Source organism: Rhizobium sp. NZLR8, assembly GCF_019685025.1.
In the GTDB taxonomy this organism is placed as follows: Bacteria; Pseudomonadota; Alphaproteobacteria; order Rhizobiales; family Rhizobiaceae; genus Rhizobium.
The window spans coordinates 136745-163359 of record NZ_JABDVY010000013.1 but is presented as its reverse complement, the minus strand read 5'-3'; the positions used below and the strand labels follow the sequence as shown (position 1 = coordinate 163359).

Annotated in this window: 28 protein-coding genes, 1 tRNA gene and 2 pseudogenes; 13 read left to right on the top strand and 18 right to left on the bottom strand. The window is 58.6% G+C overall.

The window, feature by feature from the left end; translation table 11 throughout:
• The gene (locus HJB89_RS25175; protein WP_311044381.1) at positions 1 to 1461 is read right to left on the bottom strand and encodes an ATP-binding protein; all 1461 of its coding nucleotides are present in this window, start codon (positions 1459 to 1461) and stop codon (positions 1 to 3) included.
• 716 nt (positions 1462 to 2177) lie between these two features.
• On the opposite strand from HJB89_RS25175, the gene HJB89_RS25170 reads away from it, so the two are divergent.
• Positions 2178 to 2786 (top strand): hypothetical protein, encoded by a 609-nt coding sequence (locus HJB89_RS25170; RefSeq protein WP_221150674.1) that lies wholly within the window; start codon positions 2178 to 2180, stop codon positions 2784 to 2786.
• Between the two features lie 16 nt (positions 2787 to 2802).
• Here HJB89_RS25170 and HJB89_RS25165 read toward each other — a convergent pair whose 3' ends face one another.
• The 4 genes from HJB89_RS25165 to HJB89_RS25150 all read right to left on the bottom strand — a co-directional run bounded on the left by HJB89_RS25165 (position 2803) and on the right by HJB89_RS25150 (position 4584).
• Positions 2803 to 3360 carry a hypothetical protein gene (locus HJB89_RS25165; protein ID WP_221150673.1) on the bottom strand — a complete coding sequence of 186 codons (558 nt, stop codon included), beginning with the start codon at positions 3358 to 3360 and terminating at the stop codon, positions 2803 to 2805.
• A 199-nt stretch (positions 3361 to 3559) separates the two neighbouring features.
• Positions 3560 to 3937: a hypothetical protein gene (locus HJB89_RS25160; RefSeq protein WP_221150672.1), complete on the bottom strand. Its 378-nt coding sequence runs from the start codon at positions 3935 to 3937 to the stop codon at positions 3560 to 3562.
• Entirely contained in the window at positions 3934 to 4287 is a 354-nt protein-coding gene (locus tag HJB89_RS25155) for a hypothetical protein (protein WP_221150671.1), read from the bottom strand. The genes HJB89_RS25160 and HJB89_RS25155 overlap by 4 nt, the downstream gene beginning before the upstream one ends.
• Positions 4288 to 4299: 12 nt before the next feature.
• Positions 4300 to 4584, bottom strand: a complete 285-nt coding sequence (locus HJB89_RS25150) for a hypothetical protein (protein ID WP_221150670.1) — start codon at positions 4582 to 4584, stop codon at positions 4300 to 4302.
• Between the two features lie 378 nt (positions 4585 to 4962).
• On the opposite strand from HJB89_RS25150, the gene HJB89_RS25145 reads away from it, so the two are divergent.
• Positions 4963 to 5262 carry a hypothetical protein gene (locus HJB89_RS25145; RefSeq protein WP_221150669.1) on the top strand — a complete coding sequence of 100 codons (300 nt, stop codon included), beginning with the start codon at positions 4963 to 4965 and terminating at the stop codon, positions 5260 to 5262.
• A gap of 453 nt (positions 5263 to 5715) precedes the next feature.
• Here HJB89_RS25145 and HJB89_RS25140 read toward each other — a convergent pair whose 3' ends face one another.
• The 3 genes from HJB89_RS25140 to HJB89_RS25130 all read right to left on the bottom strand — a co-directional run bounded on the left by HJB89_RS25140 (position 5716) and on the right by HJB89_RS25130 (position 7889).
• Complete coding sequence (locus HJB89_RS25140; RefSeq protein WP_221150668.1) at positions 5716 to 6888, bottom strand: hypothetical protein; 1173 nt, start codon at positions 6886 to 6888, stop codon at positions 5716 to 5718.
• Positions 6889 to 6984: 96 nt separating this feature from the next.
• Positions 6985 to 7281, bottom strand: a complete 297-nt coding sequence (locus HJB89_RS25135) for a hypothetical protein (protein WP_221150667.1) — start codon at positions 7279 to 7281, stop codon at positions 6985 to 6987.
• The gene (locus tag HJB89_RS25130; RefSeq protein WP_221150666.1) at positions 7278 to 7889 is read right to left on the bottom strand and encodes a hypothetical protein; all 612 of its coding nucleotides are present in this window, start codon (positions 7887 to 7889) and stop codon (positions 7278 to 7280) included. The genes HJB89_RS25135 and HJB89_RS25130 overlap by 4 nt, the downstream gene beginning before the upstream one ends.
• Positions 7890 to 7969: 80 nt before the next feature.
• Between HJB89_RS25130 and HJB89_RS25125 the strand changes: the two genes are divergently transcribed.
• Positions 7970 to 8668: a hypothetical protein gene (locus tag HJB89_RS25125; RefSeq protein WP_221150665.1), complete on the top strand. Its 699-nt coding sequence runs from the start codon at positions 7970 to 7972 to the stop codon at positions 8666 to 8668.
• 2 nt (positions 8669 to 8670) lie between these two features.
• Here the strand turns inward: HJB89_RS25125 and HJB89_RS25120 are convergent, their stop codons facing one another.
• The 5 genes from HJB89_RS25120 to HJB89_RS25100 form a co-directional block, all read right to left on the bottom strand.
• Positions 8671 to 9003, bottom strand: coding sequence for a hypothetical protein (locus tag HJB89_RS25120; RefSeq protein ID WP_221150664.1), 333 nt, complete (start codon positions 9001 to 9003; stop codon positions 8671 to 8673).
• Entirely contained in the window at positions 9003 to 9326 is a 324-nt protein-coding gene (locus HJB89_RS25115) for a hypothetical protein (RefSeq protein WP_221150663.1), read from the bottom strand. The genes HJB89_RS25120 and HJB89_RS25115 overlap by 1 nt, the downstream gene beginning before the upstream one ends.
• Before the next feature lie 240 nt (positions 9327 to 9566).
• Positions 9567 to 9863, bottom strand: coding sequence for a hypothetical protein (locus HJB89_RS25110; protein WP_221150662.1), 297 nt, complete (start codon positions 9861 to 9863; stop codon positions 9567 to 9569).
• A gap of 339 nt (positions 9864 to 10202) precedes the next feature.
• Entirely contained in the window at positions 10203 to 10469 is a 267-nt protein-coding gene (locus HJB89_RS25105) for a hypothetical protein (RefSeq protein WP_221150661.1), read from the bottom strand.
• Positions 10470 to 10627: 158 nt separating this feature from the next.
• Positions 10628 to 10704, bottom strand: a tRNA-Pro gene (locus HJB89_RS25100).
• 264 nt (positions 10705 to 10968) lie between these two features.
• Between HJB89_RS25100 and HJB89_RS25095 the strand changes: the two genes are divergently transcribed.
• The 4 genes from HJB89_RS25095 to HJB89_RS25080 all read left to right on the top strand — a co-directional run bounded on the left by HJB89_RS25095 (position 10969) and on the right by HJB89_RS25080 (position 15036).
• Positions 10969 to 11376 (top strand): hypothetical protein, encoded by a 408-nt coding sequence (locus HJB89_RS25095; RefSeq protein WP_221116950.1) that lies wholly within the window; start codon positions 10969 to 10971, stop codon positions 11374 to 11376.
• 252 nt (positions 11377 to 11628) lie between these two features.
• A complete protein-coding gene (locus HJB89_RS25090) occupies positions 11629 to 12816 on the top strand; it encodes an alpha-hydroxy acid oxidase (protein ID WP_207583284.1) in 1188 nt (395 codons plus the stop codon).
• Positions 12817 to 13262: 446 nt separating this feature from the next.
• Positions 13263 to 14456: a TCR/Tet family MFS transporter gene (locus HJB89_RS25085; RefSeq protein ID WP_221150660.1), complete on the top strand. Its 1194-nt coding sequence runs from the start codon at positions 13263 to 13265 to the stop codon at positions 14454 to 14456.
• Positions 14457 to 14751: 295 nt separating this feature from the next.
• Positions 14752 to 15036, top strand: coding sequence for a GIY-YIG nuclease family protein (locus tag HJB89_RS25080; protein WP_221116990.1), 285 nt, complete (start codon positions 14752 to 14754; stop codon positions 15034 to 15036).
• Positions 15037 to 15647: 611 nt separating this feature from the next.
• Here the strand turns inward: HJB89_RS25080 and HJB89_RS25075 are convergent.
• The 3 genes from HJB89_RS25075 to HJB89_RS25065 form a co-directional block, all read right to left on the bottom strand.
• Positions 15648 to 19043 (bottom strand): acyl-[ACP]--phospholipid O-acyltransferase, encoded by a 3396-nt coding sequence (locus HJB89_RS25075; protein WP_221150659.1) that lies wholly within the window; start codon positions 19041 to 19043, stop codon positions 15648 to 15650.
• 93 nt (positions 19044 to 19136) lie between these two features.
• Positions 19137 to 19418 (bottom strand): YiaA/YiaB family inner membrane protein, encoded by a 282-nt coding sequence (locus tag HJB89_RS25070; protein ID WP_003588051.1) that lies wholly within the window; start codon positions 19416 to 19418, stop codon positions 19137 to 19139.
• A gap of 50 nt (positions 19419 to 19468) precedes the next feature.
• Positions 19469 to 20155, bottom strand: a complete 687-nt coding sequence (locus HJB89_RS25065) for a PspA/IM30 family protein (RefSeq protein WP_221150658.1) — start codon at positions 20153 to 20155, stop codon at positions 19469 to 19471.
• A 111-nt stretch (positions 20156 to 20266) separates the two neighbouring features.
• Between HJB89_RS25065 and HJB89_RS25060 the strand changes: the two genes are divergently transcribed.
• The 5 genes from HJB89_RS25060 to HJB89_RS25040 all read left to right on the top strand — a co-directional run bounded on the left by HJB89_RS25060 (position 20267) and on the right by HJB89_RS25040 (position 24136).
• Positions 20267 to 20872, top strand: coding sequence for a TetR/AcrR family transcriptional regulator (locus tag HJB89_RS25060; RefSeq protein WP_221150657.1), 606 nt, complete (start codon positions 20267 to 20269; stop codon positions 20870 to 20872).
• A gap of 423 nt (positions 20873 to 21295) precedes the next feature.
• Positions 21296 to 21526 (top strand): helix-turn-helix transcriptional regulator, encoded by a 231-nt coding sequence (locus HJB89_RS25055; protein WP_207583279.1) that lies wholly within the window; start codon positions 21296 to 21298, stop codon positions 21524 to 21526.
• Positions 21523 to 22791 carry a type II toxin-antitoxin system HipA family toxin gene (locus HJB89_RS25050; RefSeq protein WP_221150656.1) on the top strand — a complete coding sequence of 423 codons (1269 nt, stop codon included), beginning with the start codon at positions 21523 to 21525 and terminating at the stop codon, positions 22789 to 22791. Before HJB89_RS25055 ends, HJB89_RS25050 begins: the two co-directional genes overlap by 4 nt.
• Positions 22792 to 22927: 136 nt before the next feature.
• Positions 22928 to 23707: an SDR family NAD(P)-dependent oxidoreductase gene (locus HJB89_RS25045; RefSeq protein ID WP_221150655.1), complete on the top strand. Its 780-nt coding sequence runs from the start codon at positions 22928 to 22930 to the stop codon at positions 23705 to 23707.
• Positions 23708 to 23800: 93 nt separating this feature from the next.
• Entirely contained in the window at positions 23801 to 24136 is a 336-nt protein-coding gene (locus HJB89_RS25040) for a hypothetical protein (protein WP_221150654.1), read from the top strand.
• A 342-nt stretch (positions 24137 to 24478) separates the two neighbouring features.
• On the opposite strand, the pseudogene HJB89_RS33645 reads toward HJB89_RS25040, so the two are convergent.
• Positions 24479 to 25055, bottom strand: a pseudogene (locus HJB89_RS33645) (DUF429 domain-containing protein); the annotation flags it as partial.
• Positions 25056 to 25103: 48 nt separating this feature from the next.
• Positions 25104 to 25598, bottom strand: a complete 495-nt coding sequence (locus tag HJB89_RS25030; RefSeq protein WP_221150653.1) for a hypothetical protein — start codon at positions 25596 to 25598, stop codon at positions 25104 to 25106.
• Positions 25599 to 25759: 161 nt separating this feature from the next.
• Between HJB89_RS25030 and HJB89_RS25025 the strand changes: the two are divergent.
• Positions 25760 to 26605: pseudogene (locus HJB89_RS25025) on the top strand (helix-turn-helix domain-containing protein).
• Positions 26606 to 26615 lie beyond the last annotated feature (10 nt).

Sequence of the window (26615 nt, the reverse complement as noted above, 5' to 3'; positions counted from 1 at the left end):
TCACAAATCCTCCAGATATTGATCGATCAACGGCTGTGCCAAGGGCCATGCCTTCCTGAAAAAGTCCTGTCCCTGCAGAACTTCCTTTACCTTCGTCTTCCCAATGCCTGCATCGAGTAGTGTGGCGGCCACGGCCTCGACCATCTCTCGAACCTGTGCTTCGTCTGGCATATCTTCGACAACCGCCTCAGCGTTCCCGAGCAGATCAGCATGAAGAGCGTCTATCGGAAGGCCGGAGCCGAGAAGTTTCAGACATATCTGGAAGCCAGCTCGATATGCTTCAGGCAATTGGTGTTCAAATTGCTGGAATGTTGGATGGTCCAGATTGGGTCGGAAAATCACCCTACCATCTTGCTGCATGCGGACCCAAAGTGGCAGTCGGTCATGATCGACGAGCTTTTGACCCCGCCTTCGATAAACGCGTCGTGAGGTGCCGAGGAAGCTTTCGATGACACGCCGCAGTCGTGTGGCGACCGCAGGAGGTAGCTGTGCAGACGCCTTTTTTACATCGATTTTCCATAAAGCGTCCATGCTGTTCGGAATATCAACACGTACGCGGCACAGTTTGGTCAACTCCGTCTGACGCGCCAATCCCATCCAGCCGCCCGCGATGATGAGACGGTCGCCACGGTAGAGGTAGATACCTTGGGACCGGAGATGCCCTTCCGGGCCTCCGACCTCCAGCCACTCCGCCTCGGTCATTAGTTTATGATGAGGCAGCGTGTAGCACTGGATGGTAACAGCTCCCTGAGAAAGCGGGACCGCTTCCTCTGGCTCGATTTGGCAGGCAGGATTACGAGTTGCCAGGGGATCGATAGGTTGCAGTGCCCGACTATTGAGGAAGATGCGTAACTTCGGCCGACTTCCTTCGAGAAATCGATGAAAAACGAGCCTTATGTGGTGTTCGGCACTGACCAGAGCGGCATTGATGTGCTCTGCACGCTTCTTGCGGTCATTCGCTATACCGCCCCCAAGTCGATCAAGCTTCTCCCAGATCACGGCAGTGCCACTGCCTGAAAGTCGATCAAGGACGTCTCTGTCCAAGGGGTTGTCGGTGACTTCGAGCTTCCAGTCATTTCTTTTTGCGACGATATCCAAGTCCCAAGTGGCTGACGTGACTTTCTGGCCTTTGCGAGAGATCACCGTCAGCCGACGGCACTGCGAGAAGCTGGCGCTCTTCAGCCCCAAGCCAAACCGTCCCAAGTCTTTTGCGTGGCGCACATCAAGCGGATTTTTGGAGCCTAGACGCATTGCGTCAATTAGCTCCACATCGTCCATTCCGTGCCCATCATCGATAATCGCGAGCATAGGATCGTCGGAGGTAGTATCAGCGATAATATCTACGCGCCGCGCCTTCGCGGTGATGCAATTATCGATGATATCAGCAATTGCCGTCTCAATGCTGTAACCAATATCGCGATGACCTTCGATCAGCGATGATGCGAATGGAGTCGCGTCCACGCGACGTTTGCCTTGCCCCACCGTTATACCCTTAACGCAACCAAGTTCATCTATTTCACACTCGTGAGAATCGCCCGCAAACGAGACTACATAACTCAATCGTTAATTGCATCAGAATTCGATGGCGGCTTAAGTCACCCGGGCAGTGTCACTATAGTATTGATGTCCGATAATGACTGTTATTGGACATCAAGGGGAAAAAAGACCGATCAGACTCATTGGAAGTTAAATCACGTTAGCTTCGGCATGAAGTCCAGAACCCAGAAATTCTTAATGCTCCGAGAAGTCTTATTTATAATTAAATTGGCCAGCGACCGCCCTGATCGACAAGTTTAGTGGTGTTGTCAGCCGTTCAAGCTTTTCACCGTTGAGCCGCTGCGATTAGCATTGCGAGCATGTGCGGACGCCTCCGAGCGGTGGGAACCGGGACGGGTTTCGAGGCTTCGCTTACGGACCTGATTTAGACAAACTCGGTAGTTTCCCTCAGCAAAGGAGCCGGGTGCCCAAGGATTTCGCGAGTGATCAACCTGTCCCGCAAGTGCTGTCAGTTCTCAGTGGCAATCAACAGAAACAGACTAAAATCCGGGATCACTTCGTCGCGCACGGCATGATGCCGCCAGCCAGTATTCAAACTTGTCAGGGTCGGTAGCTTTTCCCGGATTCTTCGTTGTCAACCATTCAGAATGTATCATCATGCGGTCGAGGAAAAGGATCGCATGATGGAACTTGAAGATAGCCCACTTGCCAGGCTTTTGAAGTCCGTTCTTTCAGTGAACGAGCGTGAAACTGGTGCATATGAGGACCCGTCGGTCCCTCCAGGCGGTGGCAAATGGTCAGAGCACGGAGTGCCGCACAAGGGCTGGCATGTCGTGGACTACTACAAGCTCGATGATCGAGAACAGCTCTGCGAGATGTGCGAACGGCAAATGGTCATGTTTGTGCATGTCATGCGACATGAAGAGTATGCTGATGACTTGAAGGTGGGCTGCGTTTGCGCCGGTCATATGGAAAATGACATCGAAGGTGCCCGTCAGCGAGAGGTTCGCTACCGGAACAGAAGCAAGCGTCGGGATAACTGGCTCAGCCGCAAATGGCAAAACTCCTGCAAGACCGGCGGCCACTACCTCCGGACTGATGGGATGGTGATCAGTGTCTATCCCGTCTCGGACTACTGGAGCGCGGGTATCACGCACCGCGCCAGTAAGCATAAGCGAAGTGCCTCACGACGTTATAAGACCTCCGACGAGGCAAAGCTTGCAGCCTTTGACGTCATGATGAACTGGCTGGAGAAAAAACCATGGGAAAATCCGATGAGGCGACGATGATCTGCGCTGGCGCGACTTAGTCCTCGATCTCAGGCGCTTGCTTAACCCAAAGACCTTCTTCGATCAGGAAACCACGCCACTGCTCGGCCGTATCCTCGAACAGTTCGACAATGTTGATCTTGTCACCGTTATCTTTGATTTGGATGTACGCGATAGCATGGGCGCTTGTGATTTGGTTTTCCGTCCATTTGAGCTTCACGGTCGAGCCGATACCGTTGATCGCTGGTCCGAGTGAAATCTTCATGTGCTTCATGGAGTTGGCTATCTGCCGACAGTAGTCGATCCCGCCCAGCTCATTCCGATTGCGCTCGATGAACGTGATGATCGGCCCAGGCTCGTCTCTCTTCCGTTTCGCGCCTCTCTTGAGACCCGTCAGACGTAAGTGTGCGTCAGGTGTCAGTTCATTGAGCACCCAGTCGAGGATGTGAGAGGCTGTGACAGCAGCATCCATGGCCGCATACTGGACAGCTTTCGTGCCGCCACCGGCCTTCAGGCGCTCAATATCGAACATCAGCTTGAGGTAGAGGCCTGTGGATGACGCCAAGCCGAAAAATTTTGGTGGAGGCCGGGTCATCCATTTTTCCTTGTGTCAGTTCGCCCCTGCTTCTTGGTTAAGGTGCGTCGAAGAACGACACCATGACCATCTCCTGGAGGCCTTCGCCTGGATGGACATGCTGTAGGCTGAAATATTTTGGCGTCTGAAATCCGATCAGTTCCGCCCGATACGCGGTGATTGTCGACGCACCTTGCTCTTGCTGGGCGATTTTGACGACCTAGTACCGGGTCTCGATGTGCGTCTTGATGGCTGCAACATCCTGAGCCGTAACGGGCGAAGACACAGAACAACTGTCGCTGGTCTTGCCATCCATTTTCTTCCGGGCGAACGCGAAGATGAAGGTCTGATCGCCACCAGCGAGGCCCCAGGCTTCAGTTGCGTCTGGATTGATGGTCGGTAGCATCTCTGCAGGAAGAGCTTGCGACCGCATGTTCATTACTTTTGCAATCGTCGCAACATCCGGCCCCAGCCGTTTCTCATCCAGGCGGCCTGTTACACAAACGTTGTCGAGCATTCCTTGGACGGTCAGCTTGCTCTCCGCCAGCGCCGTCGATGCAGCCAGCATGGACATGATTACCAGGACCGTACGCTTCATTTGCTATCTGCCTTTTCTCTGATGCGACGAGCGACATCATCCTTGTATGCGGTCAGGTCTCTTTTGGTCGATATCGTCTTGGCGGCCGAGCTGATGAACAGACCTTCGATCAATCGCCAGGTCGGCCTCCTGGCTAAAACGAGCAGCAAAGCTACAACGACGACGGCCGCCATCCCGACGTATTCCATCGTCTGCTGACGCTCGACAGTGGCCTGCGCTTGAGCGATATCGGCAAAGTATTTCTCTTTGCGCTCAGAGACACACCCTTCAAACGCTTGCTGGGTCTCGAAGTCTTTGGGCTTGCAGCCGTAGGTTTTAGACCATTCTTCGTAGTCCGAGACAGTTGTCATATCGCCAAACCACTACCAGAAATTGGCAATTCTGACTGCCTCAGCATCGGTTATGTCGCAGGTTATCCGTCGTTTGGAAGGACCGTCACCATGAGACCACTTGCCGATGATCAGTCTGTCAGTGCCCCCGCTCAGCTTTAAAACCGCCCAGGGCTCAACGTCGCCCACCGGGTGGATATCGACGTCAGCACCGCCGCCAAGGGCTGCAATCAGCTCCACATCGGTCGGATCGTCCGTCGGAAAGGTCACTGTCGACACGTTCTTAGCTGGGTCAACGATCTTGGCATCAAACGGCATGTAAATCCTCCTGGTTGCATCCTTCTTACTAGGAAACGGCAATATTTCCAGTGATTTCGCTTGAAGCTGACAAGCCGTCGGACAATCATTTAGGTATCGAAACGCGTTCATCACGCCGCAGCCGGAAGATGAAGATGCTCTTCGTAAGATGAGCGGCCTACCGGGCATGGCTTCGACCACGCGGGAATACTGGGACAAACAGGCTGTTGTCCGCTCGCCGATCACTCTGGCAAAGGCTGACGGTTCATCTCCAAACAATACTTTCGGCTTTGGAAGTAACGAAAATAATCTCGATGGATCGGAGGAGAAATAACGTATTCGAATCCGATGGATGGGAGAAATGTCAACATTTCTCAATGAGTTAGCTCGAAAATTCTGTTGACGAAGGCAGCATTTTCGAGCGACCATTTACTCATAGCAACCGAGAACTACCCGATGAAAGTGCCGACCAAACCAAAACTGACAGCTCTTGAACGCCGAGCAAACCAGCTCGCGAACTCCTTGTTTGCTGCCGTCGATGCGTTCCACGAACGCGAGGCTGAGGAGCGTGCTCACCAAGCCGAAGCTCGCACTCGCCGCGCTATCGAAAGACAATGCCGCAAGAGTTACTTCCGCAAAAAGTATTCAGAGATGGGGCTCTGGCCTCTGCCGCCGGAAGGCACGCCTCTAAACATCTGATCTCAAGCCCGGGACCGCCCGGGCCTTTTCTTTTCCGGCCTTTGCGAATAGCATCGAATCTTGCAGCGGCGGTCGTCAGGCTGACCTCGATATCCCTCATCGAGACAGTGAATGACGAACCCGAAACCCGAACAGACCGGTTACCCTGGCACTTCCACCAAAGTGAACGGCGTTGAGCATGGCATTCATTTCCACAGGGGCGTCAGCGGCTCACCAGGCCTAGCATCTCAGTTCAAGGCCCTCGGATACCCAATCGGCGGCGGCCGTCCCCACACCCCAACAATCGACGACGGTGTGGTTTCCGTTGGAACATGCTCCGACCTCAAGGAGCGCTGGGACCCCGACGCGACGACCAGGGCTCATGGCCACGCTATCCAGTATGCTTCCGGCCATGTCTTCCTATGCTTGATGCACCCAGACGGCGGGTATGAACCGACCGGACCCCGGTATGTCTCAGCCGTAGATGCGTGATGAGAATTCTCTGACATCTGGAGGTGTTTTGGCCTCCAGATCGTCGAGGTAGTCCAAAAATTCATCACCGTTTGAAAAGGAAAAAATGCGGGCTTTGTAATGCAGGTCATCCGAAAGCGGTTTTTCCTGCAGCATTTGAGCCGATGTCTTGTCGACGAACATGGCGTCGACATATGGAGCGTACGTCGCGATGGCACGGACATCATTCATCATGCCTTTGTTGACTACGGTTTTCTGCCCGCCGACCACTCGACGGGCGATGGCGGCAAACAGGTAAGCCGAGATGCGGTGATGTGGCAGCTGCCGGTAGACATCTGAATCCCACAAATCTCGGACTTTCTGGCCTGATTCATTGGCAGGGATGCCTTCTTTTTTCATGAAATTTAGAAGATTTCGGACCTCTCTTTGGATCGGGGAGTTCACGGCGTCGAAGACCACATCAGGATCGTTGCTCAATTTCTTTCTCTCGGTCGCCGCGACCGCCCCGACTTTTCCCTGTAGGACAGCGTCCAGCTCTAGTTTGAGCACGTCACTGAAACTTGGCTTATCAGCAGCCCAACTGGCCGCGAGCTGCTCCATGTCAGCGTGGGCTCCGTCGCGCATCTTGCGCAATCCATCCGCAAACCGGCTGTAATCAGATCGCACGGATATATGCATGTCCGAGAGCCATTCGTTGCGCTTGCTTTCCAGGACCTCATCGACGGACAGGTCCAGGTCAAGCGGGCTACCCTTCAAAAACGCATCGGCCGCATCCAGCACTTGGCTAAGCTCGACAGTCGATACGTCTGAGAATGAGATATCGCCTCCGATGTATTCGTATGCCTCCCGCAACGCCGCAGCAGAGTGAAAGACGGTCGTCTCTTCCCGATGGATATCCGAATGCGGTAGGACGATCTGCTGGAGCAAGACCAGTCGGCGCAAGCGCTCATGGAGTTCCTTGGCAAACGCCTCGTGACCAATTGACAGACGCCCGCCTGAGGTAACATTGAACAGCAGGCTGAAAACGAACTGATCGAGGTAGATTACTTTTTTGTCGACCGGAGGAAGTTCGGCATCCTCGGAATAGCGGCACTTTGAGCAACGCATTGTCAGCGTGTGTCCGCCAGCTCGCAGTAGACCGAACGTCTCCTGTTTACAGGCCGCGCAGGTAGACAATGGCCCTCTTTCCCAGGTGAACCCCTTCACGTCCAACGGCGCACCTATCCCTATCTTTGGTTCGAGGGCGTGGATGCCGTTCGAACGGCAAAGATACTACCCGAGCGGTACCTTTCCCTCAATCACTAGGCTGAGCATTGTAAGCGAAACGGCTGCTGGTCCGTTGTCGACGATCTCCATATGCTCATCCAGAGGGTGTTCATGCTTGAGCGCCACCCGGCCGTACAACTTCTTTCGTGTGTCCTCCGCAACGATCATATGACCGAGCTTCGAACGCTCGACCGTTACCGCATAAAGCCGACCGTTCTTTGGCCACGGCAGCGAGGACCGAAACCGACGCTCGATAAAGTCGTCACCATTCGCCACGAAGTGGAGATATTCGATCTCGATCATGCTGCTTCTCCCAGGTTCGCGGTTGTCATTGCTTCCAGCACTCGCAGACCCTTTTCGGATGGCGCTGCAAGATCGACCAGTGGAGCGTCAAGCATCATTGCTACGAGAGCATACTCGCAGCAGTTCAACGCTTTGCACGCCTGGTCGCAGTTCACCGCGCGGGAGAACATCAGCCTGCGCAAACGGCTCTTCCGGACCGTCCGTTCTGGTAGATCGCGGAGATAGTAAGACACATAGACGCCGTCGTTGATCTCGTAGTACCCGGAACCGTGCTTGCAGTCGGCGATAAAGGAAGCCGAGTGGATAGAACGAACACGCACGACCGGCTGTCCACTCTCGTCAAAGACGGTGATTGGCATGATTGGATCGGCAGGAAACTGACCGAACGTCCAGACCGCCTCGCCGAAGAGCTTCAGGAGATCGTCGGCGCTGATCTGGCGCGGATCGTTCTTGGCGCGGTATGCCTCCAAGGTTCGAGGAGCTTTGTTGATGAGCTGTGCGGCGGTGGCGACGGTCGGTGCAGTGCCTGAGATTTTAAGCCAGTTGAGTGCGTGATTGAGCATGTCGCGGACCTGCGCCGGTGACATGTAGTTTGAATATTGAAACATGATGTTTCCCCTGTTTTTGGGGAGCAACTGCGCTCTCAAGAACAATGATTTGACGGAATATCGTTGACCACAAGCATTTTGTGAGAAAAAATCTCACGCCATTTTCGGATCAAAACTATTTTCTGATCGCGTCAACTATTTTTTTATTTGGTTCATCGGCGGATTTGTTTAATTCGCCGCCGATTCCCACAGTGATGTTATCAAACCAACAAGAAGTTGGGAGCTTCAATATGAGATTTATTATGGCAATCGTGCAGGCGATCCTGCAATTCATGGCGGCGGGGCTGAACACGGCTACCGCCTTCCTCGACTGGCTTACGAGCCGGTTGAGTGGCGGAGGTGCTGCACCGGCCGCCCCGGTTGCGAACCTGGAGATGGCCCTTCCAGAACCAGAACGCCTCGGCCGCGCTGAGGAGCTAGCTGCTGGTGAAGCAAAGGCTGTGGAAGTCATCAACAACCGCCTGACACCGGCACAGCAAGTCCAGGTGTTTGCGTCGATGCCGGTCGAGGATCGCATTCTCGCTGACCTGTCTGCATTAACGAAGGACCAGATCGATTGGCTCAACGTGCTAACCGACGACCAGCTCCAGGTCGTCAAGGAAGCGACCGAGAGACGGGTAGCCGCTGCCCTGGACGGCAAGCCTCACTCGCTCATGGCGATCCTGTCAGTCGGCCAGTCAGCACCAAAGGACGACACTGTCTTCGCTCATCGGTTGGCAGCAAAAAGGGCGAGCCAGCCTGCGCTAACTCACCCTCAATCATCATACAGCCTGCAGTAAATTCAGGCAGCCCTGTTTGAAAAGCGGCGGCCGATCTCGATCAGCTGCCGCTTTTTTTCGTGACGCAGCGCACGGACGCAGTCGTCGACCCGGTCAGGATGTTCTTGAAGGAAATGGTGGAACTGGTACCGAGCCTCGGCTTCCAGTTCGTCAGCTTCTACAGCGGCGTGAAAAGCGCTCATGTCCTTCATTTCCTCTTCGTTCTCACGATCCTGACGGTCAAACCGGACCTCTTCGTAAAGCGCTCTGACCGACCTGAAGCCCGTGATCATGAAAACTTCTTTGGTGGTCAGTCGCTGACTGATCCAGGCATCAATTGCGTCAACGACATCCATTACGCGGCGACCTTCTGAGCCAAGCGACGGGCGCTTTCGTAGTGGGTCCGAGCTGCAGTCTTCACACGCTCGTTCTCAGCCTTGAGCCGAACGATCTCAGCAGCCTGCTGCTCCGCAAGGGTCATGAGGGTTTCAGCATACTGGATTGCGCCGTCGAGCTGGTGACGGAGGACATGCGAATTGTTGCTCTCGCGAGCGGCCCTCATCGCCTGGAGACCCTGCATGTGTGCGTTGACAGCACCGGCTGCCAAAACACCAAAAATCGCGGCCGTTTGGCCGACGGCGACGCCAGCCGGATTCTTGCTCGTAAACATATTCGACATGACCGGCTCCTTCAAATTCAACGCGCACAATCTGCAGTAAGATTCGTAAACAACATATTAATTGAATCTATAAACTCAACGACCAAATCATTTTTAATGTAAAAAAGTGTGGGCCAATGCCCGCAACTTTTACAAATCGGGGGCAATTTCCCGATTTTGCCCCTTGTTTGTAACAGTTGGACTTCTGAATGTTCTAGTAATCTATCTATTATACTTCTGTGGAAATTTAGAACCTATTCGTTATCGCGGCGGCTTGCCGAGTATCCATCTGTTGCCACCTTTGTGACCGCACTTCCTACAACGGAGCTTTCCTGCCAGGTCTGAAATCACAACGGATGGATACTTTGCTTCCAACCAATCACGGTCGATCCAGCCTTCGCGTTCACACCTCGCGCACCTGCCGCCGATCAAAGCCCAGCCGGACAGATCAGAGAAGCGTCCGGCAATATCATAGAGGTCCCCAACCTCTTTCGGTTTGTCGACGATCACGGGAGGATCGGGTGTTTTTGTCAGGTCGATGCTGCGGCGATGTCTCACGATCACACTCCGGTAGGACGGAATATGTTCCTAGTTTGTTCTCTTGGGCATTTGTGTCAACACTTGATTTGGTCGTTCACAGTGATGTCACTGAGACGACCTAACTGGCGACGGTGGTATCCCCTCTGCAGTGTAATGGTGCGCACGCAAACGAAGACCGGTTCGATTCCGGCTGAGGGGGCACTGGGATGACTTTAATATGCCGGGGTAGCTCAGTCTGGTAGAGCGCAGGCCTTGTGGCCTGGACATAGCGGCAACCAGCATGACTGGCCGGAAGCTGCGAGGTAGCGATTAGTCACCGCTACGTGCGCTGGTTCAATTCCAGCACCGGTACCAGTTTCAAGCCGCCGCATCATCGGCAATCGCTTTTTCAAGCTCTCCCTTGTTCAGCATGGCCGACATGCCAAGCTGGCCTTCCTTGAAAAAGCTCTCTGGGAAATTGATGTGATTCACCGTCGACACCTTGGGGTGTCCAGCAATGAAATCCGTTCGCTCCTCGACAGTGATTGCGTAGGTACCAGGGGACAAAAGCTCACGGCCGACGCTCGGAAGCTGGAACGGATGCCTAAAAGTGACCTGCTTCGAATATGTTCTAATATTACGCATAGCGCACACCTAAGGTTGAAGCCTGATTCAAATAGAAGTTATCGGTGAAAGCCGCATCCCGACAGCAAAAAAATAACTGTCGGGATTTCTGTCGGGTCCGCCAATTTAGGGTCGAAAAACGCTCGCAAAAATTCGGGAAAAAGCGTTTAAAATCAAGCTGGTCGGAGTGGAGTGATTCGAACACTCGACCCCCACGTCCCGAACGTGGTGCGCTACCAGACTGCGCTACACTCCGTGACCAGCGGCGCTTCTATAGAACAGCCTATCTGGTTGCACAAGCACCAAATTCCAAAAAGCCGGTGGATTTTTTGACGGGTTGATGACAGGGCGGGCGGTGCGCCGCTGCTGCAAAAAGACACACTCGGAGCAAATCGTCGGGAAGTGCCACAGGGGCAATTTTCTTTTGCCGGGTTCCGCGCTAAAGGGCTCGACGGGACAGGCGAAAGCGCGCGTAAAGAGCGGATTCGCAGCCACTGCGCTAGAGATCAGGGACGACACGATGAAACTCCGCACCATCACCGCGGCCGGGCTTGCAATTGGGCTTGCCGGATGCACCACCATACCTTCCGCCGGCAATCCGATCGAGGCCCGCTGGGTCGGCAAATCGGCCGGCATCTTCTTTGCCGCCTACGGGCCGCCGCTCAGCGACCGCGAGGAAGGGTCGACTACCGTCTATACCTGGCGCGGCGGCTACAAGACCGTGCGCATTCCGGCTAAATATGCCGAAGGCGCCGACGGCAAGCGCGGCAAGCAGATCGCGTCGGCCCGCACCTCCTATCTGCGCTGCCAGACCGAAATCACCACCAGCTCGGACTACACGATCCGCGACGTCCGCACCGTCGCCGACATTCCCGGCGTCAACGGCCCGTCCTATTGCGCCGAGTTCCTGGCGCCCGAACAGAAGTAACGGTCGACCTTAAGAGACGAGCAAACAGGCGGCCGATGTGCCGCCTGTTTTGTATTGGCTGAAAAAACGAAGACCTGCGGGTGATCGTCGGTTCACTGTGGGCGTCGAAGGATGTGGCCCTGGTTGTGCTCTTCGGTGCTCTCGGCTACATTTTGCGCAAGGCTCCGCCTTGATGTTGCTGACACTCATTCTGCCGGCGATCCGAAAGGGCCGCAAAGCGGCATTCGATGCGAGCGAGGACTGGACTAAGCGATGACAGTCGCTCGAACGAAGCCGGCGAGCCATCCGTTGCGAGGCGTCCTGGCGCTGGACGATTTCGAGGCCAAAGCGCGGCGCCATCTGCCGCGCCCGCTGTTCGGCTACATTGCCGGCGCGAGTGAGACCAACGCATCCCTGCGGATGAACAGGGATGCGTTTCAGACATACGCTTTCAAGCCGAGAGTGCTCATCGACGTTTCGGCGCGCAGCAGCGAAACATCGATCTTCGGAACCAGATATGCGGGGCCTTTCGGCATCGCGCCGATGGGGATCAGCGCCTTGATGGCCTATCGCGGCGACCTGGTTCTGGCATCGGCAGCGGCGCAGGCAGGCATTCCGATGATCATGAGCGGCTCGTCGCTGATCCGGATGGAGGAGGTGGCAGAAGTCAATCCCGATGCCTGGTTCCAGGCCTATCTGCCTGGCGCGCCGGATCGAATTGACGCCCTGGTAGACCGTGTTGCGGCTGCCGGTTTTAAAACCATCCTGCTGACGGTCGATACCGCAACGCTGGCAAACCGTGAGAACAACATCAGGGCGGGGTTTTCGACGCCGCTGCGTCCCAGTCTTCGGCTGCTCTGGGAAGGCCTGTCACACCCGCGCTGGAGCCTCGGCACATTTCTTCCCACACTCGCAAACCACGGCATGCCGCATTTCGAGAATTCCTACGCCGAGCGGGGTGCGCCGATCATCTCCTCCAAGGTGATGCGTGACTTCGCCAAGCGGGATCATCTGAACTGGTCGCACTTGCAGCGCATCCGCAGCAGATGGAGCGGGAACCTGGTGGTCAAGGGCATTCTGCACGAAGACGATGCCGTCAAGGCGGTGGAGGCCGGCGCCAACGGCATCATCGTCTCGAACCATGGCGGCCGGCAACTGGATGGCGCAATGTCGCCATTGCAAGCGCTGCCGGGAATCGTCGAAAAGACCGGACAGTCCGCGACCATCATGATCGATGGCGGCATAAGGCGGGGAACCGATATTCTCAAGGCGCTGGCGTTGGGCGCGAAGTTCACATTCGTTGGAAGACCGTTTCTTTACGCGGCCGCAGTTGCCGGACAGGCGGGCGCCGAGCGCGCAATCGAGATCCTTCAGACGGAAATTCAGCAGAACATGGCGCTGCTCGGCATTACCTCGCTTGCCGAGCTCAATGAACAGCACGTTCTGCGACATCACGGCTAAAGAGAAGTGCGCCTTAAATCGGTGCGCCCGCCAAGCAGCGCGCGGGCAGGTCGACAGATTTGTTGATCCAACGGCACACCTGCGACCAAACCCCGTCTCAAAAAGGGGCTTGCCGCACTCAACCGTCCGGCGTATCTATTGGCCGTCGCGAAAAGCGGCTGCTTCCCTTGATCCGCTCAGTGGCGGAGTAAACAGGTGGACGAATTGTCGTCCAGGCGGTCGAGCACACGCCATCCATGCGCCAGCGCATGGTTCGGCCAGCATTTCCCAGAAACCAAACGCCTGACACAGCGTCAGACTTCATCGTGAGCCATCGGCGTCCCCGAGCAATTCCACTGGTTTGTCCAGGGATTGCCCGGCGACCAAGGCTGGAGCCGTTTTTCGCCTTGATGAAGGCTGGAACCGCTCCGGCGGTGCTGCAGGCTCGCGTCGACCCGGAACGCACCATGACCAGATCCCTTATCGTCATCTTCACCGCCATTGTCCTCGATGCCGTCGGCATCGGGCTGATTTTCCCGATCCTGCCGTCGCTGCTGCGCGATATCACCCATGCCGAAAACGTCGCGCCCATGATCGGCACGATGACCGCGCTCTATGCGGTGATGCAGTTCATCTTCGCGCCGGTGCTCGGCGCCCTCAGCGACCGGCTGGGCCGCCGGCCGGTGCTGTTGATTTCGCTGGCGGGCGCCGCCGTCAACTACCTGTTCCTGGCGTTTGCGCCCAATCTTTGGATGCTGTTCCTCGGCCGGGCGATCGCCGGGCTGACCAGCGCCAACATTTCGGTGGCGACCGCCTATATCACCGACATTTCGCCGGAGGAGAAGCGCGCCCGCCGCTTCGGCCTTTTCAATGCGATGTTCGGCCTCGGATTCATCATCGGCCCGGTCGCCGGCGGCGTGCTCGGCGACCATTGGCTGCGGCTGCCGTTCATTGCGGCGGCGGTGCTCAATGGCGCAAACCTGCTGCTCGCCCTGTTCATCCTGCCGGAATCGCGCCCGGGCAGCCGCGAGACAATCGACCTTTCCTCGCTCAATCCGCTGAAACCGCTGCGCTCGGTGCTGGAGGTCAAAAGCCTGCTGCCGCTCGTCATCCTGTTCTTCATCTTCAGCGCCACCGGCGAGGCCTACGGCACCTGCTGGGCGCTGTGGGGACAGGATGCCTTCCAGTGGAACGGGCTTTCGATCGGCCTTTCCCTCGGCGCCTTCGGCATCTGCCAGACCCTTGCCCAGGCCTTTCTGCCCGGACCGGCCGTCAAGCTTTTCGGCGAACGCGCGGCGATCCTGACAGGTGTCGCAGGCGTCTCAATCGCGCTCACCGTCATGGCCTTTGCCGGAAGCGGCTGGATGATCTTCGCGATCATGCCGATCTTCGCGCTCGGCGGCATCGGCGTGCCGGCGCTGCAGTCGCTGGCCACCCGGCAGGTCGACGAGAACAGCCAGGGCCAGTTCCAGGGCGTGCTCGCCTCGGCCGTCAGCCTCGCCTCGATCGTGGCGCCGCTCGCCTTCTCCAGCCTCTATTTCCTCACCCGGGAGGAATGGCCAGGCGCCATCTGGCTATCGGTCGTCATCGTCTACGCGCTCACCGTGCCGCTGGTTCTCGGCTTGCGGCTGAAGACGGCGGAGCGGGCGGCGGTTTGGTGACATGAACGCGGTGCTTGCGGCCATGGGTCCACGGGTCAAGCCCGAGGACGACGGAGGGTGGGGGAACGCATGCGAGAAATATCAACGTGTGCGGCGGTCTATTGGAATTGCCGCCTATCATTTACGCGATTGCCGCGCAAAACCGCTCGCGCATTTTACTGGAATTCCTCCGGACGTCTCCCCTCTTGCCGCTCGTTGTCCCCGCTCTCCGTCATACTCGGGCTTGACCCGAGTATCGGGCCTGACCCGAGGATCCGGCTTGACCCCAGTATCCACAACCAAGCACTCTGCGGGCATGGCGGGATATGTCTACATCATCACCAACCAGAAAAACGGCACGCTCTATATCGGCGTGACATCCGATCTGGAGCGCCGCATCTATGAACATCGCGAAGGGCTGACGAAGGGCTTTGCCTGGAAATATGGGTGCACACGCCTCGTCTGGTACGAGGAACATTGGGATATCGGCAGCGCGATCCAGCGTGAGAAGTCGTTGAAACGCTGGTACCGGCAATGGAAGATCGATCTGGTCGAGGCGATGAATCCCGGGTGGGATGATCTCTATCTTACGCTGTGGTGACGCGAACGCAGTGCTTGCGGCCATGGGTCCTCGGGTCAAGCCCGAGGACGACGGAGGGTGGGGAGCGAGCGCGACAAATAGCGAAGTATGCCGCGGTCTATTGGAATTGCCGCCTATTAATTTTACGCGATTACCGCGCAAGACCGCTCGCGCATTTTACTAGAATTCCTCCGGACGTATCCCCTCTTGCCGCTCGTTGTCCCCGCTCTCCGTCATACTCGGGCTTGACCCGAGTATCCACGCCGCAAGCACTCCGCTTGAATTTGTTCGGCGATCGCTATTGTCAGTGTGAGCGCAACGCAGCGCTTGCAGCATGGGTCCTCGGGTCAAGCCCGATACTCGGGTCAAGCCCGAGTATGACGGAGGGTGGTGGAGCCTATGGGGCAAGGGCCGCAAACGCGTGATGTTTTGTTAGAATTGCCGTCGTGCGGTCGTTGTTTACGCAATTCCCATTTTGCTGGAATTCCCTCCAGACGTCTCGCCTCTTGCCCCGCGTGCCCCACCCTCCGTCATACTCGGGCTTGACCCGAGGTATCGGGCTTGACCCGAGTATCGATGCCGCAAGCATTTCGCTTGAATTTGTTCGGCGCCTGACGCCGGCCAAGCCCCGCCTACGCCGCCTCCCCCGCCTGCACCGCACCCTCGGCCAGCTTGCGCGCCGCGACGAAATCGACCTTGCCGGAGCCCAGCACCGGGACCTTGCCGATGGTGACTTCGGCCGGGACCATCATGTCCATGGCGCCCTTCGACTTGGCGAAGGCGAGGAATTCTGTGCGGGTGGCGTTGGGGGCGTCGGTCAGCAGCACCAGGCGCTCGCCCTTCTTGGCGTCGGGCAGCGAGGAGACGACCGAGAGGGCGCCGGGCCAGAGTTCGGCGGCGAGCGTTTCGACGGCGGCGAGCGAGATCATTTCGCCGGCGATCTTGGCGAAGCGTTTGGCGCGGCCGCGGATCTTGACGAAGCCGTCCTCGTCGATGGTGACGATGTCGCCGGTATCGTGCCAGCCATCGGCGAGCGGCTCGAGCACGCCGGGCTTTTCGGCGCGGAGATAACCGGCCATGACATTGGCGCCGCGCACATGCAGCCTGCCGCCCTCGTCGATGCCGGGCACCGGTTCGAGCTTCCAATCCATGCCCGGCAGGATTTTGCCGACGGTGCCGGATTTGTTGTACATCGGCGTGTTGATCGAAATCACCGGCGCGGTCTCGGTAACGCCGTAGCCTTCGAGAATGCGCAGGCCGAATTTTTCCATATAGGTCTGGCGGGTCGAGGCCTTCACCGGCTCGGCGCCGGAAAAGATATAGCGGATCGAGCGGAAGTCGTAGGGATGCGCCGTCCTGGCATAACCGTTGAGGAAGGTATCGGTGCCGAAGATGATCGTGGCGTTGGAGACATAGATCAGCTCCGGCACGATGCGGTAATGCAGCGGCGACGGATAGAAATAGACCGGCACGCCGGAGATCAGCGGCAGCACGGTGCCGGCCGTCAGCCCGAAGGAATGGAACACCGGCAGGATGTTGAACACCTTGTCGCCGCTGTGGAAATCGATGCGGGCGGCGGCCTGGGCGGCGTTCGACAGGATGTTGCGGTGGGTCAGCACCACGCCCTTCGGCGTGCCCTCGGAGCCCGAGGTGAAGAGGATCACCGCCGGATCGTCCGGCTGGCGTTTCACCAGCGGCCGCCCCTTGCGCAGAAGCCCGCGGATCTTGTCCATCAGGCCGATCTCGGCCCTGAGATCATCGAGCCAGACGATCGTCACCTGCTTTTCCATCTCTTCGATCACCGCGCCGAGCTTGGCCTGGGTGACGAAGGCGCGCGAGGTCAGCACGTGCTTGATCTCGGCGGCCTTGCAGGCGGAGAGAATATTGGCCGCACCGGCAGTAAAATTCAGCATCGCCGGCACCTTGCCCGCGCTCATCACGCCGAGCAGCGTGGCGGCGGCGCCATTGGCATTCGGCAGCATGACGCCGAGGTTCGTCTCCGGGAATTTGGCGCGGAATTTGGCGCCGAGCACGGCAGCGCCGGTCAGGAGCTTGCCATAGGTCAGCCTGCCGTTGACCGGATCCTCGACGGCTGGCTTTTTCATGCCGAATTCGTGGCCGGCCTCGATGACGCGGCCAAGAACGGTCGATGAGGTGTCGGCAGTCTGGAACATCAGGTTCGACATCACCTGATAGAGGGCAGCCCCCGCCGCGGTGCGGCGCTTGCGGCCTTTCAGCTCCGGGGGAACGTCGAGCTTCACCGGCTCGAGAATGGTGACCTTGACCTTGGGGAACAGCCGGCGGCGGATCTTGCCGTTGTCAAGGTAAGAGAGATAGCTCTTCTCCAGCCCGTCGATGCGCACCGGCACCACCATCGAGCCTGTTTTGTCGGCAACCATGGCGGCGCCGTCATAGACCTTCATCAGCGTTCCGGTCACCGTCAGCCGTCCCTCGGGGAAGATGCCGATCGGGTTGCCGTCCTGCACCACCTTGATCAGCGAGCGCGTCGCCATCGGCTTGGTCGGGTCGAGCGGCAGGAATTTGCACATTTTCAGGAAGGGCCGCACCCACCAGGCCTGGGCGATCTTGTAATCGACGGCAAAGGTCGGCTCTTCCTCGGTGATGGCGAGCGCCAAGGCGCCATCGAGCAGGCTGACGTGATTGAGGGCGATGATCGGCGCCCGGCCGGCCTTCTTGATATTCTCCAACCCCTCGACCTCGAGGCGCATGAAGGCGCGGAACAGGATCGAGATGAAATCGCGGAAGGGATTGGTCGGCAGCGTTTTCAGCATCAGCCAGGCGACGGCGAAATTGATGATGCCGAGGCCGATCAGGATCTGCGGAATAGAAGCGCCGAGCGCCTGGATGGCGGCGACGAGGCCGAGGCCGACGGTGATGAACAGCGCCGACAGCACATTGGCGGCGCCGATGACGCGGGCGCGGCGGTCCTCATGCGCCCAGGTCTGCAGCGCGGCGAAGGTGGGAACGGCGATGAAGGCGCCCGAAATCGCCATGCCGGCGAGATCGATGGCGACGCGGATGGTATTTTGACCGGCAAAGAAATCGGCAATCGTCGTTGCGTGGACAGCCGATGCCAGGCCCCAGAGGTTCCAGGCGAGGTCGAGGCTGAAGAGGCCGAGCAGCGCCGTTCCCACCGGGGCCGGCAGCAGCACGATGCGGCCTGACGACATCCAGGCGGCAATGGCCGAGCCGACGGCGACGGCGATGGCGAAAACGGTGAGATAGGCGGGCACGACCAGCTCGGAGCCGCCGAGCAGCTCGGTCACCATAGTCGGCAGGATCGACAGCACGAAGGCGCCGACCAGCCAAAACCAGCAGTTCATCAGCGCCGACCGCCACAGGCGTTTGTCCTGGCGGATTTCCATCACCAGCGTGTAGCTGGAGTGGATGACATTGCGGTCGATCTGAAGATCCGGCGCCTTGGAGCCGGTGGGAGGGATCATCCGGCTGGCCAGCCAGCAGAGCACCGACAGCCCCATCATCATCGAGCCGAACAGGAAGACATTGTCGCCGCTGGAGAAGGCAAGGGCGGCGATGATCGTGCCGGCGAGGATGGCGATGAAGGTGCCGCCCTCGATCCAGGCATTGGCCTTCGGCAGGTCGCGGCGTTCGAGGTGATCGGGCAGGATGCCGTATTTGATCGGCCCGAACAGCGCCGAGATGACGCCGAAGCCGAAGAGTGCGGCCATCAGCACAAAGATCGAGGAAAAGCCGAGGCCGACGACGGCCAAGGCGGCAATGCCGATCTCGCAGCGTTTCAGCAGTTCGGCGATTTTGGCCTTGTCGTGTTTGTCGGCCAGTTCGCCGCCGAGCGCCGAGAGCAGCAGGAAGGGCACGATGAGGATGACGCCGGCAAGCGTCACCAGGGCGGCACCCTCGCTCGCCGACATCTTGAAAAGAATGAGGAACACCAGGGTGTTCTTCAGAAAATTGTCGTTGAACGCGGTCAGGAATTGGGTCCAGAACAGCGGCGCGAATTTCCTGGATGTCATCAGCTTGTTGTGCACGGGCTCGTCCCTCTATCGGCTGGCAGAGAAGGCCACAGAGTTGTTACGCAATGGTTGAGTGCGAAAACAACTCTGCGCTGTGGTTAACGAAGGTCAATCTTCATCGCTACGATTGAATTTGACGAGCAGTTTTTCGGTGCGGGCATCCTCGACCTTGCGGATCAGCTTTTCGGATTCGGCATTGTCGCGCAGCGTCTTGGTGATGTTCACCGTGGTCTGCACCAGCATCAATATGCCCATGGCGAGATAACCTTTGCCCCAGAGATCGAGCGGCATCATGTACAGGCCGAGCGCCAACATGAAGGCGGCCGAGCCGAAGGAGATGTAGGAGAAGCTGACCCAGCTGGAGGAGTGTTTCTGGAAACTGTCGTTCATGATCGTAACCCTCAAGGTTCTATGGATTGGATGGTTGGATGAAGGCGATTTCAGGCGGCCGGCGTGATGCGGCTCTTCAGCCGGGCGAGCACGTCATCGGCTGTGGAGTGGAGGGCTGGGCCGCAGCCGGCATTGGCCAGCTTTTCGATGATGCCGGCCGGGCGGACGGAGCCTTCCATCTCCTTCAGCGCGGAGGCCGTCAGCTCATTCTGGCTCTGGCGCAGGCGCAGGCGCGCCAGCGTCTCCTCGGCATCGTCGAGCGTCGCCAGGCCGGGGCCGGCCACCGCGACATCGAGCTTCTGCGCCTCTTGCGTGGCGCGGGCCAGCCGCTCGCCGCGCTGCAGCTCCTGCAGCCGCGCCTCGGAGGCGCGCACGATGGCCTTCAGCTTGTCGATGGCGCCGACGAATTGGGCCTGCGCCTTCTCGGAGGCATCGCGCTCGGCTTCGAGAAAAGCGATCGCCTCGGCTGCCTCGCGGGCCAGCCCGTCATTGCCCTTATCAAGCGCCGCGCAAGCGCGGATCTCGAGATCGGCGATGCGGGCGACGATCGTCGCATGCTGCCCCTTCTCCTGTTCGTTCTGAGCGATGGCGACGGCGACACTGCGCCTGGCCGACTGGATCGATTGCGCCGCATCGCGGATCTGCTGGGCGAGCAGCGGCACGGCGTTGCGATCGGCGAAGGCCAGTTCGGCATCATGCGCCCTGCCCCGCAATAAAATGGAAATCAGTTTGAACATTTCCTTCCTCCGGTTTATGAACGTTGTTCACGAGTTGAGTTATGGCAGAATCGTGAACGTTGTTCAAGAACAATTTTGAACGACGTTCAAAAAATCAAAGGAAAATGGTGAATGGCCGGCAGGCGAGAAGAAAAACGCTGGGAATTGAAGGCCCGGCTGATCGAGGCAGCGCGCGAGCGGATCGCCAAGGACGGGCTTGCCCACCTCCGAGCCCGCGACATCACCCAGGATGCCGGCTGCGCGCTCGGCGGCCTTTATACCGTCTTTACCGATCTCGCCGAGCTCGTCATCCACGTCAACTCCGCCACATTGAAGGCGCTGGAGGCCAGGCTGACACTTGGTGAAACCAAGGACCGGCCACCGACCGATCGCTTACGCAACCTCGCCCAGGGCTATCTCGCTTTCGCTGTCGAACACCGCAATCTCTGGAAGGCGCTGTTCGAGCACTCGCCCCCGGAAAGCAGCCCGACGCCGCAATGGCATCTCGACGAACATCTCTTCCTGATGGACGTGATCGCCGAACCGCTGGCCGAACTGCAGCCCGACATGCCCCCCGAAGACCGCGCCATCCGCGCCCGCACGTTGTTCGGGGCGGTGCACGGGGTGGTCAGCATCAGCCTCGAGGGCCGCTTCGTCGGCCTGCCGCTGGAGCGGCTGGCACGGGAGGTGGACGAGCTGGTGCAGACGATTGCGGCCGGGGCGGAGCGGCGGAGGTGATGACGGGTGAGTGCGGCCGGGGTGGGTTTGGCAAGAGCCCTCCTCCCCTCCGTCGTCCTCGGGCTTGACCCGAGGACCCATGCCCGGAGAGGAAACTCCTCCCCAAAAATGCCCCTCACCCTAACCCTCTCCCCGTAAACGGGGCGAGGGGACGTGTTACGCGAGACGTTGGAGAGAAACGGAAAGGCCGCGGCATATCCCCTTCGCCCCGCGAGCGGGGAGAAGGTGGCGGCAGCCGGATGAGGGGCTGGGCCTCGCCAATCTTCTGCGCCGGATGTCGCGCCTGCCAAAACCACTACCCATCTTACCGAGCGGGGAATTTCGCGGCCCCAACCCATTCCATATCGTCAAAATATCCCGATCGGTAAATTCCCCTGGACGCCCGCCGAAATTCCACTATATTTTCCCGATCGGGAAAATCACATGTCGAAACAGATTAAAACTCCAGCCGATATCGGCGCCCTGGTTCGAAGCACGCGCAAGGAGCAAAACCTGCGGCAGGACGAGCTTGCCGGCGTTGCCGGCGTCGGGCTTCGGTTTATCGTCGACCTTGAAGCCGGCAAACCCACGGCGCAGATCGGCAAAGTCCTGCAGGTTCTGCAAACGCTCGGCTGCTCCATCGACATTCTGGCGCCCGGCGAGCGCAGACGATGACGGACAGGATCCTCAACGTCTGGTGGAACGGCCGCATTGTCGGTCAATTCACGCAGGACCGACACGGTGATATCGGCTTTGCCTATGCTGAAGGCTGGCTCGGCGATGATGATGCGCTGCCGCTCTCGGCCTCTCTCCCGAAACGACCGGAGCGATTTTCCCGCCGGGAATGCCGGCCGTTTTTCGGCGGCCTGTTGCCCGAGGAAAGCCAGCGGATAGCCGCCGCGCAAGCATTGGGCGTTTCTCCCGCCAATGACTTTGCGCTTCTCGATCACCTTGGCGGCGATGTCGCCGGTGCATTGCAACTGCTTGCCGAGGGCCAGGAGCCCGCGGAGACAGCGACGACTGCAGATCGCCAATCCGCGCCTTTGGACGACGCCGGCATCGTTCGGGTGCTGGAGGCGCTTCCCGTGCGCCCTTTGCTGGCCGGCGAGGAAGGCTTGAGACTGTCGCTCGCCGGCGCGCAATCCAAGGTGCCGGTTGTTCTGATCGACGGCCGTATCGGCCTTCCCCTGCCTGGCCAGGCGACCACTCATATTCTGAAGCCACCAATAGCGCGCTTCAAGGCGACGACCGAAAACGAAGCTTTCGTGATGAGGCTCGCAGCCGCCATCGAGCTGGATGTCGCAGCCGTCGAACCGCGACATGTGCGGGAACGCCCGTTTCTTCTGGTCGAACGATATGACCGCGTCCGCGACGCCGGCGGCCTGGTTCGCCGCATCCATCAGGAGGATTTCTGCCAGGCGCTCGGCGTACCGCCGGAAACGAAATATGCGAGCGAAGGCGGGCCGACCTTCAAGGATTGTTTCGAATTGCTGAGACGGATTTCGGCAAGACCGGCGGTCGATGTTCTGAAGCTGCTGGACGCTGCCATCTTCAACCTGATCGCCGGAAATGCCGATGCCCACGGCAAGAACTTCTCCATCCTTTACGATAGCCAAGGCCCGCGGCTGGCAAAACTCTACGACCTCCTCTCCACCGTGATTTATCCGGAGCTGTCGCCAAAGCTGGCAATGAGAATCGGCAAACGTGCCACGCTCGCCGAGATGGATGCGGAGGGCTGGCAGGTCTTTGCGCGAGAAGCCGGCGTTGGCACTCCGCTGCTGCGCCGCCGGGTAAACGAAGTTTGCGACAAGGTGATAGCAGCGGCCGATAAGGTCGCTGACGAGCTCGCAGACATATCGCCTGATCGAGACCCAATCGATGAAATCGCCGGCTTGATAAAGAGCCGGGCCGAGGCAGCCAGGCTGACCTCGAAAGATTGAGGAAAAAGAGGAATTGCTCCCAACGTCGCGCCTCTTGCCGATCGCTGACCTCAATCTCCGTCGCCCTCGGGCTTGACCCGAGGACCCATGGCCAAGCACTCTGGGCCCACCCACGCCGCACGCGAAAGGAACCCCCATGAGCCGCATCTTCATCACCGGTTCCACCGATGGCCTCGGCCTCGCCGCCGCCCGCACCCTAATGAACGAGGGCCACGACGTCGTGCTGCACGCCCGCTCCCGCGAACGCGCCGCCGCCATATCAGAGAGATCAGCTGCCGCCCTCGGCATCGTCATCGGCGATCTCGCCAGCGCCACCGAGGTGCGCTCCATCGCCGAGCAGGTCAACACCATCGGCCGCATGGACGCCGTCATCCACAATGCCGGCATCTACCTCGAGCGCAGCCGCGGCGACACCCCGGAAGGCCACGCGAGGACGTTCGCGGTCAACACGCTCGCCCCCTATCTCCTCACCGCCTGGATCACCCGCCCCGCCCGCCTGATCTATCTCACCAGCGGCATGCACCGCAGCGGCGGCAACACCCTTGACGATATCGACTGGAAGAAGCGGCCATGGAACGCCAGCCAGGCTTATTCAGAAAGCAAGCTCTACATCGCCACCCTCGCCGCCGCCATCGCCCGCCACTGGCCGGATGTTCTCAGCAACGCCGTCGATCCCGGCTGGGTGCCGACAAAAATGGGCGGCGCCGGCGCGCCCGATGACCTCGAAATGGGGCATCTCACCCAGACGTGGCTTGCAGCGAGCGATGAAGGAGCCGCGAAGGTCAGCGGCGGGTATTGGTATCACCGGCAGCAGCGAGATGCGGCAGTGGAGGTGAATGATGTTGGGTTTCAGGAGGCGCTGGTGGAGAGGTTGGCGGGGTTGACGAGCGTCCGGTTGTTTGAAGAGGGCGGTTGAGGCGAAAAATTCTCCAGCAGGATCATACGGTCAACACTTGCCCCCCGGCATGCGCAATGAATACAATCGCGTTCGATCTGGGGAGCCAATGATATGAAATTCATGGACAAGTGGGCCGCCCCTATCGCCGGGGCGATCATGATCACGGTTGTCGTTATCGTGATTTCCGGCTTCGCGCCAACACGGTCGCTGTTCTGTAGGGAAGATGAGATTTGCTTGCGCGAATGGTTGAGTGCGACGAGCGGTTGGGCGGCGGCCCTCGCTGCATTCGTCACTCTTTTTGTCCTTAGAAGGCAGGTTGCGGCCCAGGAGAAGCAAATTGATCATCAGTTAGGCAACGTCGAGCCCAATATGATAGCCCGCTGCACGGTCGGAGAGGATTTCTCGCCTATCGCTCAGATCATCGTTATCGAAACCGGCGTCCACTGAATGTCCATTATCTCGAAGCGACGCCGATCAACCGTGTCAAGCTCTTCCCACACAGCGTTAAGATTGATGGGCGTGATCGGCCGCAAGGAACGTTCAGACTGCCGGGCGCAATTGTGAACTGTCTATTGCCGGGAAAGGAGGATGGACGGTCGCCATCCTCGGCGGTGATAAATTGTTTCTTCGAACCGGAAGGAGAGCCGGATTCCGTGGATGAAGGCGGTCTCGCTCGATATCACGTGAAGATCTCATGCCACGGCCGCCTACATGGGGATACCGCTAGTCCATGCGTGATCGCAGCTGAGACCGAGCTGGTTATGTTGTCTTGAACGCTGGTCACTCGACTCACGCGATCGGCACATCCCTCTGTAGCGCCGCAGCGCGCAATCTTTCATGCACCCCTCGCGTAGCCGGCGCAATCATATAGCCACTTTCCAGATCGCCGATCATTACGGATTGGTCTCGCGGGGCGATAAGCCATGCAGCCCGATCAGGCTGCAGATTAGCGCGTCAAGTTTGTCCTGATCGGCCTTGCTCGGCGCCTCAAAGCTCACCGCTACCGAACACCAATCATCCAAGTGTCTCAACGAGTTCAGCATGCCGAAGCGCCTCGTGGATTCCGCAACTGCCTGCCAGTCAGTGATTCTGAAGCGCCTCCTGTTGAGCTGTATTTCGGAGCTGCAGGCCTCGAACAGAAGGTGGCCTCGATAGCAGCCAGTGCCAGCGCCGGGGAAACCTCGATCAGAAAAAGGCCGCTGGCCGCCGATCTTGCAAGCTCCGGTTCTTCCTTCGCACCCAGCGCCTGTTTGAAGCGCCAGATCGGTGCGGCGTCGTCGAACATACCAATCTTCGACCAGCTTGCAGGCTGAACGCCGCCTCCGATCCAGGAGACCAAAGATCCCGCCCCTTTGTCGACGGGACGCTTTGGCAGCATAACCACACCTCGTGGCTGATGAGCAAGACCATCACATCAAGCTCTCTCGACTGTAGCAATTTCCGCGGCATTCAAGCCGTATAGAGCATAGACAAGGGCATTCACCGCGGCCTCGGCCTCTGCGATCTCCGCCTCGATCTCGGCAAGTTTTTGTTGCCGCTCGATGATCTGGGCGACCAATGCGGCGTTGCCGCTTTCTCCTATTTTTCTCAGCGCGTTGGCAAACTTCTTGCCATCGGTCTTTTCGGTGATGGAATATGTCGAGGCCAAGACTTTCCACTGGGCGGCGATGAACTCTCCCTCGGCCTCGGACAAGAATATCTTGTCGATTGCGACGTGGCCGCCGATGAAGAACTTCAACTCGCCATTTGTAAACTCGGCGTCTAAGATGGCTCCGGGCACAAGGTTAGCCCCCAGATCCGACAGAAGAGCATCCAAAGCAAGCTGGTAACGTTGGCTCGCCCAAGCTTTCCTCGCGTCGGGCCCAAGCTTTCCAGGTGCCTCGCCTTCCAAATCCTTCTTGCTCTTCAAGGTGGGAAACAACCACATTTCTGGCCTGTTGCGAAAGAGCCCAGGGAGCAGCTGGCTAGCGTAAATCGATGACAATACTCACTCTGTCCTTCCCGAGAGAAGGGTGACAGTTCATACCGGAGACATGGGTTACACTTTTGGCCTTTGCGAGGAGAGCGAAGGTGCCTTGGCAGGAGTGCAACCGTATGGACGAGCGTCTCAAATTCGTTGCGCGGGTTCTGGATGGCGAGAAGATAGCGGCGCTGTGCCGCGAGTTCGGCATCTCCCGCAAGACCGGCCACAAGATCATCAGCCGCTATAATGCCTGCGGGCTGGAAGGACTGACTGACCGCTCGCGCGTCCCTACCGGCACGCCAATCAGCTTCCTTTCCAAATCGAGAAGCTGATTGTGCGTGCCAAGCAGGAGAAGCCGAGCTGGGGCGCGCCGAAGATCAGAGAGCGACTGGCGCGGCTTTACCCGGACGTGCAAACGCCGGCGATCTCGACCGTGCATGCGGTGCTCGACCGCAACGGGTTGGTCCAGCACCGCAAGCGACGACGCAACAGGGCACAGGGAACACCACTCTCCCAACCTCGCCAACCCAACGACTTGTGGTGCGCCGATTACAAAGGCGAGTTCATGCTCGCCGACACAGCAGGCCCGCTTTGACGACTTCGTCGAAGAGTTCAATACAGAGCGGCCCCACCAAGCCCTTGACATGGCTTGCCCGGCAGAGCGCTACCAGGCTTCACCACGACCCTATCGCGGCCTACCGGAGCTCGACTATCCGTTCCACGACCAGACCGTTACCGTCACAACATGCGGCCGCATCTGCTATAAGCGAAAGAAGATCAACCTCAGCCTGGTCTTTGCCGGGCAGGCCGTGGGAATCAAACAGGTCGAAGACCATATCTGGCTCGCAAGCTTCATGGATTATGATCTGGGATACTTCGATGACGAGACGTGCAGGCTCGAACCATTGCCGAACCCTTTCGGCGCAAAAGTGTTACCTATGTCTCAGGAATAAATCGTAACCC